The following is a 17,335-nucleotide window of genomic DNA, read 5'->3' as shown; positions in this document are numbered from 1 at the left end:
GCAAAGTCTGTCCCGGACTGTCGTAGATCGAAACACACCGCCGACTTCAGTGCGTGACCCCGAGGGTGTTCCCGAAACGATCCGTCCGTACGCCACTATTCCACAGCTATCCTGCAATGGGAAAGAGATCGAACGGTCTCGCCGTTGAATCTCGGACAGGCGAATGAAAAGCCATTGGCCGTAGATCGCTGTTCACAAGCGAGACGAGTTCGGCTCAGATACCCGACGGGTCCGGGGCGGTGTCCGTTTCGGTTGCCGTTTGTGGCGTTGGCATGACGACCGGCGCCGGCTGGGGCTGTCCCGCCTGGCCGATCAATGCCGTGTTCTCGATCAGGTCGAGCGCCTGGTGGGCCACGACGTAGCGGCGGGCCGCGTCGATCCAGTTGCCGGCTTGCGCGGCGCCGGGCAGGCGGGCGACTTCGGCGCGGGCTGCCTCGACCTGACCGGCACCAAGCAGCCGCCGCGCGCGCGCGAGGCGGTCGGCGGGCATCGGCGACGGCGTTCCCGCCTTGCGCAGCACTATCAGTGAGTCGATCTGATGCTGAATCGTGTCGAGCCAGTTCTCACTGGTCGAACTCGTGATGTCCGGCGCAATCGCATCGAGGCCCTGGCGTAGGTCCTCGAGCGTCACCGGCTGGCGCGCGGCCTGGATAAGCAGCATCGTTGCACGCGGCTGGGCCTGGCCGAACCGCAGGCGCAATTGCTCCTCCAGATACCCAAGGCCGACCCCGCGATCGAGCGCACGCCGCACGGCGAAGGCCACCAGCAGGCCTTCCGCCCGCGTCGCCTGCGCGCCAGCAGCGGCTGCGTCGGTGGTGATCGCCGCGGTGCGCGCCTCGAGCGCGGTCAACTGGCCCGCCAGCGTCGCCTCGCGCGTTGCCAGCACGGCGGTGTCGACCGGCGCGGCTGCCTGGGGCTGGCCATCCGGGCCGAGTGGTTGCGACGGGATATACCCGGAATTGCTCGCGCCGGCTTTCTGGCCCGCGACGGGTGCGCCAGCGGTGGTCGACGCCGTGGCGCCAAACCAGGGCAGCTTCCTCGCGGCATAGGCCATCAGCGCCAGTCCGGCGATGAACGCAAGCGCGGTCAAGGCGATGATGACGCCCATTTTGGGTCCGCGTGCCCGTGGGCGATCGGTCGGCACGTAGTCGCTCATGGCGTGCTTATCCCCGCCGCGCACCGGATGGTCAATCGCGCGTATGTTCGCACGCGCAGCAGCCAGCGCGACGAGCGCCGGATCGCTCGGTTGCGGGGCGATCGAGACGGTCGCCCAGCCGGTTCCGGCCGCTTCGGCGACGGCGGCGCTGATCGCGGCGATCTCTATCCCGGACCGGTCGATGCCCGCCGTATCGAGCATAGCCTTCAACCGGATCGCGGCGCGTTCGGAGTGGAGCAACACGACGGCATCGGCGAACGACTGCGCCACCGTCGCGTCGATCGGCACATCATCGCTCGCGTAGACCGTGAGGGCCTCGATCCCGTCGCCGGTCGGGGCACGATCGCGCCCGGCCAAGTGCAGCAGTCGCGCAAAGCCGCGATCGCGCGCTTCGGAAACGGCGTCGCGGGCATCGCCCGATCCGGTCACCGCAACCGCAAAGCCCGCGTCGATCGCTGCTGCGGCAGTCGCCGCGCCGACCGCCACCACCGGCAGGCGCTTTAACGCGTCCAGTCCCGTGCCGCCGTGCCGTACCGCGTTCGCGCTGGTCAGCAAGAGCCCGTCGAACCCTGCCGGATCCGGCACGCTCCAGTCGACCGGCGTCACGGCGAACAGCGGAACCTGCCGTACGTCGAGCCCGAGGGTCCGCAGAGCCGCCGCAGTCCGCGCATTGCCGGGCTCCGGCCGCACGACGACGACCGCGTGAGGCGACGTCATGCCGCGAACAGCCGGCGGACGCTCGCGGGCGCCCTCGTGAGCAGGTCGACCGCCAGCATCGTACCCAGGTCTTCGCCCGCACTGCCCTCGATCGATCCGGCGACGTAGCACGTCCCGTCCTCGGCGATCAACTCGGCGCGCAACGTGAGCGTCTCGCCCGCCAGCGACGCGAGCGCCGCGACCGGCGAGTGGCAATCCGCGCCGAGTCGCGCGAGCAACGCGCGCTCGGTGAGAACGCAAAGGCTGGTGTCGGCATGGTCGATCGCGGCGACGATCGCGTGCGCGGTACTGCCGTCGAGGACCTCGATCCCGACCGCGCCCTGCGCCGGTGCGGGCAGCATGATGTCGGTCGGGATCGCATGGCCGTCGTCGCGCCCGAGGCGATCGAGCCCGGCGGCGGCGAGCAGCGTGGCGTCCATCTCGCCGCTCGCGACGCGACCAAGCCGCGTGTCGACGTTGCCGCGGATCAGCACGATCTGCAGGTCGGGCCGCAGCCGCAGCATCTGCGCGCGGCGTCGCGGCGAACTCGTGCCAACGACGGCGCGCGGGCGCAGGTCGGCGAAGGTCTCCGCACCGATCAGCCGATCGCGCACGTCGGCACGCGGCAGCATCGCGGCGATCCTCAGCGTGTGCGGCCGGATCGTCTCGACGTCCTTCATCGAATGCACCGCGCAGTCGATGTCGCCGTCGTGCAGCGCGCGATCGAGCTCCTTGGTCCACAACGCCTTGCCGCCGATCTCGGCGAGCGCGCGATCCTGCACGCGGTCGCCGGTGGTGCGGATCACGACCGTCTCGACCTTGTCCGCCGACCAGCCATGCGCTGCGCAAAGGGCATCGCGGACCAGGCCTGCCTGGGTGAGCGCCAGCGGCGAACCGCGCGTACCGAGCCGAAAAACTGTCATCCTGCGTGCCATGCAGAAAGGGGCCCCCTTCGACAAGCTTCACGCAGGCCTATACAGACACGCGATGATCATTCTCGGCATCGAATCCTCCTGCGACGAAACCGCCGCCGCGCTCGTCACCGGCGACCGGCAGGTCCTCGCGCACCGGTTGCTCGGGCAGGAAGCGGCGCACGCCCCGTTCGGCGGCGTCGTCCCCGAAATCGCCGCGCGTGCGCATGTCGAGGCGCTGGAGCCGCTGATCGTCGCGGCGCTGGCCGACGCGAAGCTGACGCTGGCCGACGTCGACGCGATCGCCGCGACCGCGGGGCCGGGACTGATCGGCGGGGTGATGGTCGGGCTCGTCACCGGCAAGGCGCTCGCGCACGCGGCAGGCAAGCCGTTGATCGCGGTCAACCATCTCGAAGGCCACGCGCTCTCGCCGCGGCTGTCGGATCCGGACCTGGAGTTCCCATACCTGCTGCTGCTCGTGTCGGGCGGACATTGCCAGTTGCTGCTGGTCGAGGGCGTTGGCGCGTATCGGCGCCTTGCCACAACGATCGACGATGCGGCGGGCGAGGCATTCGACAAGACCGCCAAGCTGCTCGGCCTCGGCTTCCCCGGTGGCCCTGCCGTCGAACGCGCCGCGGCGTTGGGAAATCCCAAGGCCGTCCCCCTGCCGCGCCCGCTGAAAGGTTCGGCCGAGCCGCATTTCTCGTTCGCCGGCCTGAAGAGCGCGGTCGCGCGCGTCGTCGGCCAGTATTCGCCCGAGGATATCGCCGCCTCGTTCCAGGCGGCGGTAGTGGACTGCCTGATCGACCGCACGACCAAGGCTTTGCGGACATCGCATGGCGCCACCGCGCTCGTCGTTGCGGGTGGAGTCGCGGCCAACACGGCGGTCCGTACCGCGTTGCAGGGGCTCGCTACGGCGCACGGTCTCCGCTTCGTCGCGCCGCCCTTGTGGCTGTGCACCGACAACGCTGCGATGATTGGTTGGGCGGGGGCCGAGCGGTTTGCCGCTGGCCTCACCGATCCGCTCGATGTCGCCGCCCGCCCGCGCTGGCCGCTCGATCCGAATGCAGAGGCGGTTCGCGGCGCGGGGGTTAAGGCATGAAAATCGGCGTCATCGGTGGGGGGGCGTGGGGCACGGCACTCGCACAGGTCGCTGCCTATGGTGGTCGCGAGGTGATCCTGTGGGCGCGCGAGGGCGCGGTGGTCGAGTCGATCAACACCGCGCATGAGAACACGCTGTTCCTTGGCGGCGTCGCGCTGTCGCCGACGATCCGCGCGACCGACGACCTCGCCGCGCTCGCGGACATGGATGCGATCCTCGTCGTCGCGCCCGCCCAGCACGTCGGCAGCGTCCTCGCCGCCGCCCCGATCGGCCGCATTCCGCTTGTGCTGTGTGCGAAGGGGATCGAGGCGGGGAGCAAGCGGCTCGTCGGCGAGGTCGCGCGCGCGGTGCATCCCGATGCGCCGATCGCGGTTCTCTCGGGGCCGACCTTCGCGCACGAAGTCGCCGCCGGACTACCGACCGCGGTGACGCTGGCCTGTGAGGATGCGGAACTCGGTGAGCGGCTCGCGACCCGTCTCGCGGCGCGGCATTTCCGGACCTATGCCTCGACCGACGTCGCGGGTGCGGAGATCGGTGGCGCGGTGAAGAACGTCCTCGCGATCGGCTGCGGCGTGGTTGAGGGGGCCGGGCTGGGCCAGAACGCCCGCGCCGCGTTGATCGCGCGCGGGTTCGCCGAAATGACGCGGTTCGGCTTGGCACGCGGTGCGCTCGCGGAAACGCTGGCGGGGCTTTCGGGGCTGGGCGATCTCGTGCTCACCTGCTCCTCGACGAGTTCGCGTAACTTCTCGCTGGGTGTCGGCCTCGGGCGCGGAGATTCGGCGGCGACATTACTGGCGGATCGCCGAACCGTCGCGGAAGGCGCCTTTACCGCCCCCGTCCTGCGCGAAGCCGCCCGTGATGCGCGCGTCGACATGCCGATCACCGAAGCCGTCTGCCGCCTGCTGGAGGGCGCGCCGGTGAGCGACGTGATCGGCGACCTGCTCGCCCGGCCGCTGAAGGGCGAGGCGGGCTGACCGGCAGGCGATCCGCGAATGGGCTTGCCTCGTTCGCGGATTGTTCTATTTCCGGCGCATGCTCGATATGCCGCCGGACTCCTGCATCGACGAACCTGGATCACCCTTATGTGCGGCCGACGTGGCGCGCGGCGTGATCCGGATGTTGCTGCGCCACGACCTCACCGCGATGACCGAAGTGCCGCTCGACGGTGGCCGTCGCGCCGACCTGATGGCGGTGGACGCGCGTGGCCAGATCGTGATCGTCGAGATCAAGGTGTCGCGCGCGGACCTGCTAGGCGACGGGAAGTGGCCCGATTATCTCGGGCATTGCGACCGGTATTTCTGGGCGGTCCCGGCAGGGTTCGACGTCGGGCCCCTGAACGGGCCGGCGTTCCTGCCGGAGCGGACGGGGATTATCGTCGCTGATCGCTATGACGCGGCGATCGTGCGGGAGGCGCATACCGTGCCGCTGCCGGCGCATGTGCGAAAACGGTGTACGCTCGCGTTCGCGCGACGCGCGGCGCGGCGGCTGATCGCGCAGATGGACCCGGATGCCGACGGGCTGGCATTCTGACACTAAATCCTCCCCCGCCAGGGGGAGGTGGCACCGCAGGTGACGGAGGGGGAGGAACACGCAACGACCGTGACCCTTTCCTCCCCCTCCGTCTGGCAAGCGCCAGCCACCTCCCCCGGGCGGGGGAGGATCAGAAGTTCAGAACTCAGAACTTCGGACCCGACACGGCTTTCCGCACCTTCTTCGGCGCATCTTCCAGCAGCTTGCTCACGATCGGGTTGCGCCCATCCTGCTTGGCATAGGCGCGCGCGGACATGCCCGCCATGATGTCCGCCTGATCGGGATCGGCGTTCTCGGCCAGCAGCACCCGGATCATGCCCACGTCACGGCGCTGCACCGCGCGGATCAGGGGAGTCTCGCCCGCCGAATTGGCGAGGTTCGGATTCGCCCCTGCCGCGGTCAGGATCGGGATCATGTTCGTCTGGCCCAGCGTCACCGCGAGCAGCAGCGGCGTGTTGCCCTTGCCGTCGCGCAGGTTCGCGTCCGCACCCTTTTGCAGCAGGAAGCGCAGATACACCTCGTCGCCCCGCTTGATGACGATGTGCAGCGCGCCTTCGCCGCTGGTCACGTCACGCGTGTTGATGATGTTGCTGCCGGGTTTGCCGAGCATCTCCAGCACGTCGTTGTTCTTCGCATCGCGCACCGCGGACAGGAACTTGTACCCCTCCGACTGGCCTTGCGCGAACGCGGGCGCCGCGACGCAGGCGAGCGCAGGCGTCAGGAGGGTAGCGGCGAGCATCAGGCGGATACGCATCGAGAGACTTCCTTGGTTCGTCCTGGATATCGGGTGACGCTTGCGCCGCAGTAGCGAACAGATCAAGGCTGGCGGCACCATGACCCTCCGTTTCCTTCTCATACCGGCACTCGCCTTATCGGCGTGCACCGCCTCGGCACCGCCCGCCAAACCGCCGCTCGAAGGCGCCAGGATCGGCGGCGCCTTCACGCTGACCGACCAGAACGGACAGACCGTCAACGAGCAGGCGTTCGCGGGCAAATACCGGATCATGTATTTCGGCTACACCTTCTGCCCCGATGTGTGTCCGACGGATGTCCAAGCGATCGGCGCCGCGGTGAAAAAGCTCGAAACGAGTGATCCCGTGCTGGCCGCGAAGATCGTGCCGGTGTTCGTGACGGTGGATCCGGCACGCGACACCCCCGCGGTGCTCAAGCAGTTCGTTTCGGCGTTCCACCCGCGGATGGTCGGGCTGACCGGCACCGACGACCAGATCGCCAGGATCAAGACCGAATACGCGGTGTATTCGAGCAAGGGCGACGCCTCCCCCGGCGGCGGCTACCTCGTAAACCACTCACGCCAGGCCTATCTGATGGACCCGGACGGCAAGCCCCTCGCTTTGCTGCCGCAGGAACAAGGGCCCGACGCAGTGGTGACGGAAATCAAGCGCTGGGTCCGGTGAGCGCGCGCTTCTGGGAAGATACGCCGATCGACCAGCTCGATCGCGGCCAGTGGGAAGCCTTGTGCGACGGCTGCGGCAAATGCTGCATCCACAAGCTCGAGGACGAGGATACCGGCGAGCTCGTCGCGACCAACGTCTCGTGCCGCCTGCTCGACCGGCGCAGCGGGCAATGCTCCGATTACCGCCACCGCCACGCCTATGTGCCCGAATGCGTGCGGCTGACGACCGGCAACGTCCGCGGGATCGACTGGCTGCCGTCGACCTGCGCCTACCGCCTGCGCGCAGCCGGCGAGCAGCTGCCCGAATGGCATTACCTCGTCTGCGGCGACCGCGAAGCCGTCCACCGCGCCAAGCAATCGGTGCGCGGCTGGACGATCAGCGAGGACGAGGCCGGCGAGCTCGAATATCACGTGATCGACCGCGAGCTCTGACCCGGTGACAGCCCGATGATCGAGGGCCTGGAGATTGTCCGTCACCCGCGCGCACGCCGCGCGCGTCTGTCGATCGATCCCGCGAGTGGCCGGGCGCGCCTCGTCCTCCCCAAGCGTGCGGCGTTGAAGCAGGCGCTGGCCTGGGCCGAGGACAAGGCGGGCTGGATCGCCGAACAGCGCGCGTTGCTTCCTCAGCCGCACCCGTTCGTGCCGGGCGCGGTCCTCACCGTTGCCGACGAACCGCTGACTATCGAGTGGACGCCGGGCAGCCGCCGAACCGTGGTTCGTGAGGGCTCGGTCCTGTCGCTGTCTGGCCCTTCCGAAACGATCGCCCGTCGCGTCGAAGCATGGCTCAAGCGTACCGCGCTCGCCGTCCTGGAAACCGAAACCGCAGAATACGCCGCCAAGGCGAAGGTCAGCGTCGCGCAGGTCGCGGTCGGCGATGCCAAGGGTCGCTGGGGCAGCTGCGCATCGAGCGGCGTCATCCGCTACAGCTGGCGGCTGATCCTCGCACCAAGCTGGGTCCGCCGCGCCACCGTCGCGCACGAAGTCGCACACCGCGTCCACATGAACCACGCGCCGGTCTTCCACGCACTCGTGGAGCAATTGTACGGCGAAGACCCGACGCCCGCGAGGGTCTGGCTACGCACGCACGGCGCGGGGCTTCACTGGTTCGGACGCTCTTCCTGATCGCTCTGGAAGCGCTGCGTCTGCACCTGATCGCGCGGCACATCGCGTTGGAGCGGTTGCCGCCCCGCGGGTGACGGCTCACGCCGCTCACGCCCGATCACTCGGTCGATCCAATCCTGGTTCATCTGCTGTTGAGGCGGAGCAGGTGCCACCTCGGGCTGATCCGCATCGGGCCGCGGGATCGTGTCGCCGGTCTGCGCATCGGTCGGGACCGGCGGCTGGCCCTGCTCGATCGGATTGCCATCCGCGTCGACTGCCATCTGGCCGTTGTCGGGCTGCCCGAAATAGCTCTCCTCGTCCGGCTCCAGCTGCCATTCGGGTAGCGTGACCTTCGTATCGAACTGCTCGATCGGACGGTTGGCCGTCGCTGGCTTCATGAACGCCGCCCACGCCTTTGCCGGCGCGGTGCCGCCGTGCAGGCCGGCGATCGGCTTGGCATCGTCGCGACCCATCCACACACCCGTGGTGATCCCGCTGGAGAAGCCGAGGAACCAGCCATCCTTCGACGAGCTGGTCGTCCCCGTCTTGCCCGCGACCGGACGGCCGATCTGCGCCGCACGCCCGGTGCCGGTGTTGACCGCGGTCTGCAACAGGTCGGTCATCTCGGCGGCGACATAGGGCGCGACGAGCACATGGCTGCGGTCGACCTCATGCGTGTAGATCGTCTGGCCGTTCGCCGTGACGCGCGTGATCCCGTACGGCGTCACCGCAACGCCCTTGCTCGCGACCGACGCAAACGCGCGCGTCATGTCGATCACTCGGACTTCGGAGGTGCCGAGCACCATCGACGGGTGCGTGTTGACCGGCGTCGTAATGCCGAACCGCCGCGCCATGTCCGCGACCGTGTTGAAGCCGACCTCCTGCCCGAGTTTGGCCGCTATGGTGTTCAACGAATAAGCGAACGCTGTGCGCAACGAGACCGCGCCGGAGTTGCGCCGCGAGTCGTTTCGCGGGCTCCAGCCCTGGATCGTTACGGGTTCATCGACGATCGAATCCTCGGGCTTATGCCCTGCTTCCAGCGCGGCAAGATACACGAACAGCTTGAACGACGAGCCCGGCTGGCGGACCGCCTGCGTCGCGCGGTTGTAGATCGACGAGACGTAGTCCTTGCCGCCGACCATCGCACGCACCTCGCCGCCGCGATCGAGTGCGACCAGCGCGCCCTGCGCTCCGGGGGGGGCATTCGCGCGGATCGCATCGTCCGCCTGGCGCTGCATCGTCAGGTCTAGCGTCGTCCAGACCTCCAGCGGTTCGGTGGTCTCGTCGATCAGCGTATCGAGCTGCGGCAACGCCCAGTCGGTGAAATACCGCACGCTGTTCTGCTTCGGCTCGGGCGCTAGTTTCAGCCCGGACACGTCCGCATCGGCAGCCTCGGACGCGGTGATCGCGCCGGTTTCCTGCATCGTCTCCAGCACGACACCGGCGCGGCCCATCGCGGCTTCGGCATCGGCGGTCGGCGAGTAATTGGACGGCGCCTTGACCAAGCCGGCGATGACCGCAGCCTCGGCGAGGCTCAGGTGATCCGCGCCGTGGCCAAAAAACTTCCGCGAAGCCGCGTCGATCCCGTAGGCGCCGCCGCCATAATAGACTTTGTTCAGATAGAGTTCGAGGATCTGGTCCTTCGAAAACTTCCATTCGAGCGCGAACGCCAAGATGCCCTCGCGGAATTTACGCCCGAACTTCTTCTGGTTGTTCAGGAAGACCGTCCGCGCGAGCTGCTGCGTGATCGTCGAGCCCCCTTGCGTCCAGTGTCCGCGATCGAACCGTACCTTCACCGAGCGCGCGATGCCGACCGGATCAACGCCGATATGCGAGCGGAAGCGGCGATCCTCGACCGAGACGGTCGCGTCGCGCATCACCTTGGGGATCTGTCCGTAGGGCAGCCACTCGCCGAAACTCGGCCCCATCGACACGATCACCGTGCCGTCGGCGGCATGGACGCGGATCATCTGGCCGTTGGGCGAGGACTTCAGGCTGTCGAAACTGGGCAGCTGCGACATCGCAATATACACCGCGATCGCCAGCGCACCGAGCGCGAGGATGCCGATCCCGACCATGACTTGGAGAAAGACGACCAGCCGCCGCCGCCAGCGTGACGCCGGGGGAGTTGGGGACCGACGGGACGGGGGAGCAGAACGCGTACGAGCCATGTGGCCGCAGAATTACGCGCGATGGTCCCGCCCTACAAGCGACATCAGGCCGCGACGTTCGCTTTGCGCGGCCGGAATTCGAGCGAGAGCGAGTTCATGCAATAACGCTGCCCGGTCGGCGGCGGACCGTCCGGGAAGACGTGCCCCATATGGCTGTCGCAGCGCGCGCACCGCGTCTCGATCCGGGTCATGCCGTGGCTGCGATCAGCGTGATCGGTGACCGCATCGGGGCGGGTCGGCTGGGTGAAGCTCGGCCAGCCCGAGCCGGAATCATACTTGTCCGCGCTGTCGAACAGCTCGTTGCTGCAGGCCGCACACCGGTAGATCCCGTCGGCCTTGTTGTCGTTCAGCACGCCCGCAAAGGCGCGCTCGGTGCCGCCCTCACGCAGAACATGATATTGCTCGGGTGTGAGCCGCTTGCGCCATTCGGCCTCGGAAAGATTGAGCTGGTCCATGGACATGCATCTCGTGCTGGCGGGGCGGTTTTCAAGATTGCCCCAATCTGGTTGCGTTGGCGATGACCTGGATCAGTGTGGGGCGCAGGAAAGGAAGCAGCCACGCGGCGCGTTCGCTCTCGGCGATGTGGCGGACGATGCTGGCGATGCCGATCGGGCGGGCGAGGCGGCGGGCGAAATCCTCCTGCCATGACGCTGCGGCGGCGGGGCCACCGTTCTCGTAGGCGCGCGCGGCTGAGACTCCGCTGGCGAGCGCGATGCCCATGCCTTCGCCGGCGAGCGAGGGGATCACGCCGGCCTGATCGCCGAGACGGAAGAGCGCGTCGGCGCCGGTGCGTTGGCGCCAGCCGTAAGGGACGTTGGCGATCGCATCGATCTGTGCGCTCGGGTCGATCAGCACGACCCATTCGCCGAGCGCGGGCATCTCTCGGCCGAGGGCTTCGAGCAATTGCGCAGGGGATCCGGCTGCCTGAAGCCTTGACCGGTGAACCGCCATGCAGAGGTTCGCGGCGCCGTCCTCCTGCATCGCCAGGCCGGCATAGCCGCGGTCGAACAAATGAAGCTCGATGCCACCAGCGAGCGATTTGCTCAGCGCAGGCGAGGGGGCGATCCTCACCCGGATACCCAAGGTCGGGTCGGCACCGCGCGCATCGTCAGGGCGCGCCATGCCGCGAACGTCGTGCTTGCCGCTGGCGAGGAAGAGCGCGTCGGCCGCGATCGTCGCGCCGTCCGCGAGCCGTGCGCTCGTCGCGGCGATCTCGCGTACGGTGACGCCGCGCTCGACCGGCGTGCCCAGCCGTTCGGCTTCAGCCAGCAGGACCGTATCGAGCCGGTGGCGGGTAACCGAGACCGCCGGATGGGGCAGGGCAGCCTCGGCGCGGCGACTGCCCGCGAAGATGCGCGCACGCGTCACGCGTTCGGGGTTGAGCGTGTCGGGATCAATCCCGAGCCCGGCTAGCGTCTCCAGCGTCCGCCAACTCAGGAACCCGCCGCAGATCGCATCACCGGTCTCGCGCGATCGCTCGACAAGCAAATGCGGCAGGCCGGCACGCGCCAACCGAATCGCGGTCGCGGCGCCGGCGAGCCCGCCGCCGACGATCAGCGCAGGCGTTCGACGCATAACCGGAACGGAAAGACGCGACGGACCTTCGCCTCGGTGATGCCGGCCTCGGCCAGCAGCGGCGGCCATTCGTCGGGGCGATAGCTGCGTGCGATCGACAGCGTGCCGTCGTGCCGGACGATGCGGTGCCAGCGCGCGATCGTCGCAAGCACTGGAAAACCCCAATGCGCAAAGCCGTGGCGGTGGAGGTCGTTGACGAACCACCCCGCGCTCGCATGTCCTTCCATGAAGCGCAGGAACGCGATCAGCTGGTCGTGGCTCATATGATGCGCGACCAGGCTGCTGACGATCACGTCCCATGGCTCATGCGCAAGGTCGGCATAGTCGCCGGTCACATAGCGGATCGCCCCGCCATGCGCCCGTGCCGCCTGCTCACTTCGCGGGTTGAGGTCGACCCCGACCAGTTCCGCCTCGATCCCCTTCGCCTTCGCCCAACGCGCGACCCGCCGCAGCATGTCGCCATCGCCGAACCCGACGTCGAGCAGCCGGAAGCTTTTCCGCCCCTTGGTCGCACGCGCAAGGAAGTCGAGCGTCGGGCGGCGCGCCATCGTCACCGTGTTGACCGTGGCGAGATCGCCGACGACGTCGGCATAGGTCGCTGCGTCGAGGTCGTCGGCGTCCATCAGCTCTTCGGCCTGGCTGCGAACCGCGAGGCTCATGCCGCGCTCCGGAACCCGAAGCCCTCCGCTGCCAGCCCTGGCCCGAACGCCAACGCAACGCCGTGTTCGACCGGCGGCCCGGCCAGCAATCGCTCGAGCACGAACATCAACGTCGCTGACGACATATTGCCGTTGTCCGCAAGAACCTGCCGCGATGCCGCCAGCGCCTCGGGCTTCAGGTGCATCGCATGCTCGACCGCATCGAGGATCGATCGCCCACCTGCATGCACCGCCCAACCGTCGATCGATTCGGGTGGCTGGCCGGCACTCACGATCGCACGAAACTCCTCGTCGGACAGCGCGGCGGCGATGCGCGCCGGCACCTCGCCCGACAAATGCATCGCAAAGCCGGCATCGGTGACGTCCCAGCGGATCAGTTGCTCGCTATCGGGCAACGATGCGGCGAACGGTGCTTCGAGCGCGAACCCGGTCGCATCTGCCGTCACCAGCGCCGCCGCAGCCCCATCGCCAAACTGCAGCATCGCCAGCAGTGCCTCGATGTCGTTGGCCGGTTGCAGATGCAGCGTGGAAAGCTCGACCGTCACCACCAGAACGCGGGCGTCAGGCTCGGACCGCACGATATGCCGCGCACTCCGCAACGCGACGATTGCCGCGTAACAGCCCATGAAGCCGATCAGCAGCCGCTCGACGCTCGATGAAAGGCCAAGCCGACGCGCGATGATCTGGTCGATCCCCGGCGCGACGAACCCGGTACAGCTAGCGACGACCAGATGCGTAATGCCCTCGACCGCGACTTTCTCGCGCAAAGCCTCGATCGCGCGGATCGCGAGGTCGGGCGCATGCTCCGCGTACAGCGTCATTCGTGCGGCCGTCCCCGGATGCGGCTCGCCGGCGTAGAAGCCGGCATCGTCGACCGGTGAGCCACCGTCCGCGGTCGGCGGCAACACCGACCAGCGGTGCCCGATCCCCGACCGCGACGCCATCCGGTCGAAGACGCGTTCGGCACGGGCATCGACGCGCGATCGCGCCCAGGCGATGAACGCCGCGTGGATATCGTGACCGGGAACGGCGGACCCTACGGCATTGAGATAAGCGGACACGATACCCTTTCCTGCGATCGACGTCCAACGCATGGCACGTTCGATCGGACTATGGGACGCACGCTATATCTGTTCGTCGCAAATCGGTTTCGCGTCTGAAGCGATATGTTGGCCGTGAAGCATCCTCAACGCCAACTTGCGCGTTGTTATGAACATAGCGGTTCGTGGTTCTCATCCAAACCCAAAACGGACTGCTAGGTAACTTATAAGACCCATAACGATTTGATTAATATAAAATAAGTTTGAATATCATACCTAGATATAGTTCTATTTGTTGACGTGCGTTTTCGCATTTAACAAATCGGCAGGACGGCGCTGAAGTTTTGGCGTCTAGTTCGAGGGGCGGGGTGTCTCAGCCTTTATCTGGGGTGGTCGAGGATTGACGTGCGATAGCAGCGACAGGTTGCGTGCATGGCGGTTCCGATCGAGGGTCGATGGTAACGGGTCGATGGTAACGGGTCGATGGTAACGGGTCGATGGCAATGGGGAGCCTTTGGTGAAAAACGAAACCGTCGTGGAATTGATCAAGGATCTGACTGCAAAATTGTCGGCCGTCGCCGAAGAATTCAACGGACGCGTTGCCAAGGCCGCGGAACCGGTGCCGGCGGGGAACGAACCGAACGATGCCGCGCTCGTCGAGCATGCGAATGCCGTGCTCGAACAACGGCGACTGCGGCGGAAGTTCCTGCCTGGCGAGCTGTTTCACGAACCGGCCTGGGACATGCTCCTGGCGCTGTTCGCATCGCGCGACGACCGTATGCCGATGAACATCAAGGCGCTGGTCAGCATGTCCGACGCGCCCGTCACCACGTCGCAGCGCTGGATCGAGCATCTCCACAAATTGAAGCTGATCGACCGCGTCACCGACCCGACCGACCGGCGGCGCGTCGAGATATCGCTGAGCTATACCGGCGATCAGCAGATGAAGGCCTATCTGCGCGCGCTTCTTCGCGGCTAACTCGATCACTACGCCTGTCACGGCCGGCCATGACGCGTCTTGTCCAGGGACGTCGTCTGGCCGGTCTTTTTGCGTCTCGACGGTATCTGCATAAATAAAGCCACTACGGTTCTGGATTGCTCAACAATAGAACAGAAATGACGATAGATACCGTTTTGATATGTTATGTAACAACCGATCATCTGAAAACGGATGTTGTCACATTAACTATCATAGTTTGGCTTTATGATCCCATTATGATTTCGTAGTATTTGATTAAGTGGCTTCGGACAATTTGTTCCCGATCGAAGGGAAGAAAATTGATTCGTCTGATGTCACAGCATGGAGGAAAGAGCGGGCGGTTTCGACGCGCTGCGGCACCTTGCCTGCTGTCCTGCATACTGAGCGCGGGATTGCCGCAGCCGTTGCTTGCCCAGACGCCAGCGACAGTGACGCCGATCGGCACGCCAGCGGGTACGCCGATCGTCAATACCGCCGGCCTGCGGTACGATGCCGATGGTACGGCGCAGTCGACCAGTTCGAACACCGTGACGATCATCGTCGCCGAGCGGCTCGACGTGGCGCTGGTCCGCGACGGCCGGGGCGCGGTCGTCGTCACCGCGCAGCCGGTCGCCATTCCCTTCACGCTGACCAATCTCGACAATGGTGCCGAGTCGTTCGTGCTGGCCGCCTCCGTATCGCCCGGCGCAGCCGTGTTGCGTACGCTGGTGATCGATACCGACGGCGATGGCCTCTACGATCCTGCCAAGGACGTCGCGCCGGTCGATGGCAAGACGCCGCTCCTGACACCTGGCCAGTCGATCAAGCTGCTCGCGATCCTGGTCGCGACGCCGGACGGTGGCGCCACGAACGCCGTGCTGACCGTCACCGCGCGCTCGACGACGGGATCCGGCGCGACGGGCAACGTATATCCGAGCGCGGGTGATGGCGGTGGCGATGCGGTGGTCGGACCGACCGGCGCCCTCGCTACCGTCTCGGTCCCGCTCGGCACCGCGCTCGCGGGCCCGGTGCTGCTCAAGAGCCAGTCGGTGCGGGCCGCCGACGGATCGCAGACCGCGGTGCGCGACGCGGTCATCACCTACACGCTGGAGGCGCGCTTCACCGATGCCGTCACCGGCGCGCGGATCGCCGACCCGATCCCTGTCGGCACCGTCTTCGTCCCCGGCAGCCTGACGCTCGACGGTGCGCCGCTCAGCGATGGCGCCGACGACGATGCCGGACGCTTCGACCCGAGCGCCGCGCAGGGCGCCGGCGTCACCGTCGCGCTCGGCCGGGTCGCCGCCGGATCCAGCCACACCGTCCAGTTCAAAGCCAAGATCCAATGAGGAGCCAAGCCATGATTACGCGTCCAATGACTGCCGCCGTTCTGGTCGCCACGGCCGCCGCAGCCTCCGCGGCTGCCGGTCCGTTGCAGGTCAGCAGCAGCATCCTCGTCGAGGCCCGCAGCGCCGCGGCCGACGGCACCACGCGGGTTACGCTGGTGAAGCCGACCAAGGTGACGCCGGGCGACAAGGTGATCTTCGTTCTCGCCTATCGCAACAGCGGCGCGCAGCCGCTGGCGAACGTGGTGCTCGACAACCCGTTGCCGCGCCAGATCGCCTATCGATCGGCCAATCCCGGTTCGCCCGCGCCCGACGTCTCGGTCGACGGCAAGACTTACGGTTCGCTCGCCACCCTCCGCGTCCGCAGCCCCGACGGCAGCACGCGCGCGGCGAGCCCCAACGATGTCACCAGCGTCCGGTGGCGCCTCGCGAGCCCGTTAGCGGCGGGTTCGCAGGGCCAGTTCGCGTTCCAGGCCGTCCTCAAATGATCCGGCCGATCTCTCTCTCCACACCCGACCAAAACCATCACAGAAGGAAGACCTAAACGATGTACGCAAAAGGGGTAATACGCACGCTGCTGGCCGGTACGGCCGCCATCGTGTCGGCCGGTACCGCCATGGCACAGACCGGACCGGGACCAGCAGGTACCGCCGCCGGGACGACCGTCACCAACACCGCGCAGGCGAGCTATCTGGTCAACGGCGTCCAGCAATCGGCGACGTCGAACGCCGCGACGTTCGTGGTCGATCGCAAGGTCAACCTGACAGTCGCCACCAACCAGCCCGCCAACACGCAGGTCTCGGTCGGCCAGGCGGGCGCCGTCCTGACGTTCAAGGTGACGAACAACACCAACGGCATCCAGGATTTCCTGCTGTCGACCAGCCAGACGCCGATCCAGGGGCTGTTCACCGGCGACAATTTCGACGTGACCAACATCAAGGTGTTCGTCGATTCGAACGGCAACGGCACCTATGACGTGGGCGCAGATACCGCCACGTACATCAACGAACTCGGTGCCGATCAATCGGCGATCGTGTTCATCGTCGCGGATGTGCCCAACGTCCAGGCGGTCTCGCTCGCGGGTGTCACGCTGATCGCGCAGGTCGCGGCGGGCGGCGATGCGGCGGCGCAGGGCGCGGCCCTGGTGCCCAGCCTTCTCGCCAACGACGACAACGCGGTCGACGTGGTCTTCGCAGACAATGATTCGGATGGTCTCGGCCCCGATATCGCCAGCAACGGCTATGGCCGTGCGGCACTCGGCTATGAAATCACGACGCGCAACGTCAACCTGACGGTGACGAAGTCGTCGGTGGTGATTTCCGATCCGGTCTCCGGCCTGTTGCTGCCGAAGGCAATTCCGGGCGCGGTCGTGCAATATTGCCTGGTCGTCAACAACGCGACGCTGCTGGTGCCTGCGAGCAACATCAACCTCACCGATATCATCCCGGCCAATACGACCTATCAGCCGGGATCGATCACGATCGGTGGGCTGGGCGTCGGCGGAGCATGCGTGCTGAACGGCTTCCCTGCGAACGACGACGGATCGGCGATCCCGCTGACTCCGTTCACCGGCTCGTACAATGCCGGCACGAAGAAGGTGACCGCGACGATTCCGACCCTGCTCGGCGGGACGTCGGTGGCGGCAAGCTTCCGCGTGACGATCAACTAAGTCCCACCAC

18 protein-coding genes are annotated in these 17,335 nt (G+C 67.0%); 10 read left to right on the top strand and 8 right to left on the bottom strand.

Annotation, left to right across the window (positions count from 1 at the left end; translation table 11 throughout):
* Nucleotides 1–214: 214 nt before the first annotated feature.
* Both ASE82_RS20125 and hemC read right to left on the bottom strand, forming a co-directional pair.
* Complete coding sequence (locus ASE82_RS20125; RefSeq protein ID WP_235524708.1) at nucleotides 215–1,873, bottom strand: uroporphyrinogen-III synthase; 1,659 nt, start codon at nucleotides 1,871–1,873, stop codon at nucleotides 215–217.
* A complete protein-coding gene (hemC, locus tag ASE82_RS13570) occupies nucleotides 1,870–2,775 on the bottom strand; it encodes a hydroxymethylbilane synthase (RefSeq protein WP_156348891.1) in 906 nt (301 codons plus the stop codon). The genes ASE82_RS20125 and hemC overlap by 4 nt, the downstream gene beginning before the upstream one ends.
* A 64-nt stretch (nucleotides 2,776–2,839) precedes the next feature.
* Between hemC and tsaD the strand changes: the two genes are divergently transcribed.
* From tsaD to ASE82_RS13555, 3 genes are read left to right on the top strand one after another with little or no spacing between them, the layout of a single operon-like run.
* Nucleotides 2,840–3,865 carry a tRNA (adenosine(37)-N6)-threonylcarbamoyltransferase complex transferase subunit TsaD gene (gene tsaD / locus ASE82_RS13565; RefSeq protein ID WP_056064778.1) on the top strand — a complete coding sequence of 342 codons (1,026 nt, stop codon included), beginning with the start codon at nucleotides 2,840–2,842 and terminating at the stop codon, nucleotides 3,863–3,865.
* Nucleotides 3,862–4,839 (top strand): NAD(P)H-dependent glycerol-3-phosphate dehydrogenase, encoded by a 978-nt coding sequence (locus tag ASE82_RS13560; protein WP_056064238.1) that lies wholly within the window; start codon nucleotides 3,862–3,864, stop codon nucleotides 4,837–4,839. Before tsaD ends, ASE82_RS13560 begins: the two co-directional genes overlap by 4 nt.
* Before the next feature lie 58 nt (nucleotides 4,840–4,897).
* Nucleotides 4,898–5,395 carry an MmcB family DNA repair protein gene (locus ASE82_RS13555; protein WP_056064776.1) on the top strand — a complete coding sequence of 166 codons (498 nt, stop codon included), beginning with the start codon at nucleotides 4,898–4,900 and terminating at the stop codon, nucleotides 5,393–5,395.
* Between the two features lie 145 nt (nucleotides 5,396–5,540).
* Here the strand turns inward: ASE82_RS13555 and ASE82_RS13550 are convergent, their stop codons facing one another.
* Nucleotides 5,541–6,149, bottom strand: a complete 609-nt coding sequence (locus ASE82_RS13550) for an ankyrin repeat domain-containing protein (protein WP_056064235.1) — start codon at nucleotides 6,147–6,149, stop codon at nucleotides 5,541–5,543.
* 79 nt (nucleotides 6,150–6,228) lie between these two features.
* Here ASE82_RS13550 and ASE82_RS13545 point away from each other — a divergent pair, with 79 nt between their 5' ends.
* Genes ASE82_RS13545 through ASE82_RS13535 form a run of 3 tightly spaced genes read left to right on the top strand, consistent with a single transcriptional unit; the run spans nucleotide 6,229 to nucleotide 7,931 of the window.
* Nucleotides 6,229–6,810: an SCO family protein gene (locus tag ASE82_RS13545; protein ID WP_056064774.1), complete on the top strand. Its 582-nt coding sequence runs from the start codon at nucleotides 6,229–6,231 to the stop codon at nucleotides 6,808–6,810.
* Nucleotides 6,807–7,241 (top strand): YcgN family cysteine cluster protein, encoded by a 435-nt coding sequence (locus tag ASE82_RS13540; RefSeq protein WP_133020171.1) that lies wholly within the window; start codon nucleotides 6,807–6,809, stop codon nucleotides 7,239–7,241. The genes ASE82_RS13545 and ASE82_RS13540 overlap by 4 nt, the downstream gene beginning before the upstream one ends.
* A 15-nt stretch (nucleotides 7,242–7,256) precedes the next feature.
* Nucleotides 7,257–7,931, top strand: a complete 675-nt coding sequence (locus tag ASE82_RS13535) for a M48 family metallopeptidase (RefSeq protein WP_056064229.1) — start codon at nucleotides 7,257–7,259, stop codon at nucleotides 7,929–7,931.
* Here ASE82_RS13535 and ASE82_RS13530 read toward each other — a convergent pair.
* From ASE82_RS13530 to ASE82_RS13510, 5 genes are read right to left on the bottom strand one after another with little or no spacing between them, the layout of a single operon-like run.
* Nucleotides 7,907–10,081: a transglycosylase domain-containing protein gene (locus ASE82_RS13530; protein ID WP_056064227.1), complete on the bottom strand. Its 2,175-nt coding sequence runs from the start codon at nucleotides 10,079–10,081 to the stop codon at nucleotides 7,907–7,909. The genes ASE82_RS13535 and ASE82_RS13530 overlap by 25 nt on opposite strands.
* A gap of 44 nt (nucleotides 10,082–10,125) precedes the next feature.
* The gene (gene msrB, locus ASE82_RS13525) at nucleotides 10,126–10,536 is read right to left on the bottom strand and encodes a peptide-methionine (R)-S-oxide reductase MsrB (RefSeq protein WP_056064224.1); all 411 of its coding nucleotides are present in this window, start codon (nucleotides 10,534–10,536) and stop codon (nucleotides 10,126–10,128) included.
* Between the two features lie 31 nt (nucleotides 10,537–10,567).
* Entirely contained in the window at nucleotides 10,568–11,656 is a 1,089-nt protein-coding gene (locus ASE82_RS13520; RefSeq protein ID WP_056064222.1) for an NAD(P)/FAD-dependent oxidoreductase, read from the bottom strand.
* Nucleotides 11,635–12,315 carry a methyltransferase domain-containing protein gene (locus tag ASE82_RS13515; RefSeq protein WP_056064218.1) on the bottom strand — a complete coding sequence of 227 codons (681 nt, stop codon included), beginning with the start codon at nucleotides 12,313–12,315 and terminating at the stop codon, nucleotides 11,635–11,637. The genes ASE82_RS13520 and ASE82_RS13515 overlap by 22 nt, the downstream gene beginning before the upstream one ends.
* Entirely contained in the window at nucleotides 12,312–13,376 is a 1,065-nt protein-coding gene (locus ASE82_RS13510) for a type III polyketide synthase (RefSeq protein WP_235524707.1), read from the bottom strand. Before ASE82_RS13510 ends, ASE82_RS13515 begins: the two co-directional genes overlap by 4 nt.
* 496 nt (nucleotides 13,377–13,872) lie before the next feature.
* On the opposite strand from ASE82_RS13510, the gene ASE82_RS13505 reads away from it, so the two are divergent.
* The 4 genes from ASE82_RS13505 to ASE82_RS13490 all read left to right on the top strand — a co-directional run bounded on the left by ASE82_RS13505 (nucleotide 13,873) and on the right by ASE82_RS13490 (nucleotide 17,325).
* A complete protein-coding gene (locus ASE82_RS13505; RefSeq protein ID WP_056064771.1) occupies nucleotides 13,873–14,334 on the top strand; it encodes a hypothetical protein in 462 nt (153 codons plus the stop codon).
* A gap of 428 nt (nucleotides 14,335–14,762) precedes the next feature.
* Nucleotides 14,763–15,659, top strand: coding sequence for a hypothetical protein (locus ASE82_RS13500; protein ID WP_056064211.1), 897 nt, complete (start codon nucleotides 14,763–14,765; stop codon nucleotides 15,657–15,659).
* A gap of 11 nt (nucleotides 15,660–15,670) precedes the next feature.
* Complete coding sequence (locus ASE82_RS13495; protein WP_056064208.1) at nucleotides 15,671–16,144, top strand: DUF11 domain-containing protein; 474 nt, start codon at nucleotides 15,671–15,673, stop codon at nucleotides 16,142–16,144.
* Nucleotides 16,145–16,203: 59 nt separating this feature from the next.
* A complete protein-coding gene (locus tag ASE82_RS13490) occupies nucleotides 16,204–17,325 on the top strand; it encodes a DUF11 domain-containing protein (RefSeq protein WP_056064205.1) in 1,122 nt (373 codons plus the stop codon).
* Nucleotides 17,326–17,335 lie beyond the last annotated feature (10 nt).

Source organism: Sphingomonas sp. Leaf230 (assembly GCF_001421745.1).
In the GTDB taxonomy this organism is placed as follows: domain Bacteria; phylum Pseudomonadota; class Alphaproteobacteria; order Sphingomonadales; family Sphingomonadaceae; genus Sphingomonas.
The sequence above is the reverse complement of the archived record's forward strand: the minus strand, read 5'-3'. Positions and strand labels throughout refer to the sequence as shown.

Bases quoted from the DNA above. Each gene is read 5' to 3' on its own strand.
- ASE82_RS13530 (WP_056064227.1), bottom strand. From the start codon at position 10,081: ATGGCTCGTACGCGTTCTGCTCCCCCGTCCCGTCGGTCCCCAACTCCC.
- tsaD (WP_056064778.1), top strand. From the start codon at position 2,840: ATGATCATTCTCGGCATCGAATCCTCCTGCGACGAAACCGCCGCCGCG.
- ASE82_RS13535 (WP_056064229.1), top strand. From the start codon at position 7,257: ATGATCGAGGGCCTGGAGATTGTCCGTCACCCGCGCGCACGCCGCGCG.
- ASE82_RS13555 (WP_056064776.1), top strand. From the start codon at position 4,898: ATGCTCGATATGCCGCCGGACTCCTGCATCGACGAACCTGGATCACCC.
- ASE82_RS20125 (WP_235524708.1), bottom strand. From the start codon at position 1,873: ATGACGTCGCCTCACGCGGTCGTCGTCGTGCGGCCGGAGCCCGGCAAT.
- ASE82_RS13545 (WP_056064774.1), top strand. From the start codon at position 6,229: ATGACCCTCCGTTTCCTTCTCATACCGGCACTCGCCTTATCGGCGTGC.
- ASE82_RS13490 (WP_056064205.1), top strand. From the start codon at position 16,204: ATGTACGCAAAAGGGGTAATACGCACGCTGCTGGCCGGTACGGCCGCC.
- msrB (WP_056064224.1), bottom strand. From the start codon at position 10,536: ATGGACCAGCTCAATCTTTCCGAGGCCGAATGGCGCAAGCGGCTCACA.
- ASE82_RS13550 (WP_056064235.1), bottom strand. From the start codon at position 6,149: ATGCGTATCCGCCTGATGCTCGCCGCTACCCTCCTGACGCCTGCGCTC.
- ASE82_RS13515 (WP_056064218.1), bottom strand. From the start codon at position 12,315: ATGAGCCTCGCGGTTCGCAGCCAGGCCGAAGAGCTGATGGACGCCGAC.
- ASE82_RS13520 (WP_056064222.1), bottom strand. From the start codon at position 11,656: ATGCGTCGAACGCCTGCGCTGATCGTCGGCGGCGGGCTCGCCGGCGCC.
- hemC (WP_156348891.1), bottom strand. From the start codon at position 2,775: ATGACAGTTTTTCGGCTCGGTACGCGCGGTTCGCCGCTGGCGCTCACC.
- ASE82_RS13495 (WP_056064208.1), top strand. From the start codon at position 15,671: ATGATTACGCGTCCAATGACTGCCGCCGTTCTGGTCGCCACGGCCGCC.
- ASE82_RS13560 (WP_056064238.1), top strand. From the start codon at position 3,862: ATGAAAATCGGCGTCATCGGTGGGGGGGCGTGGGGCACGGCACTCGCA.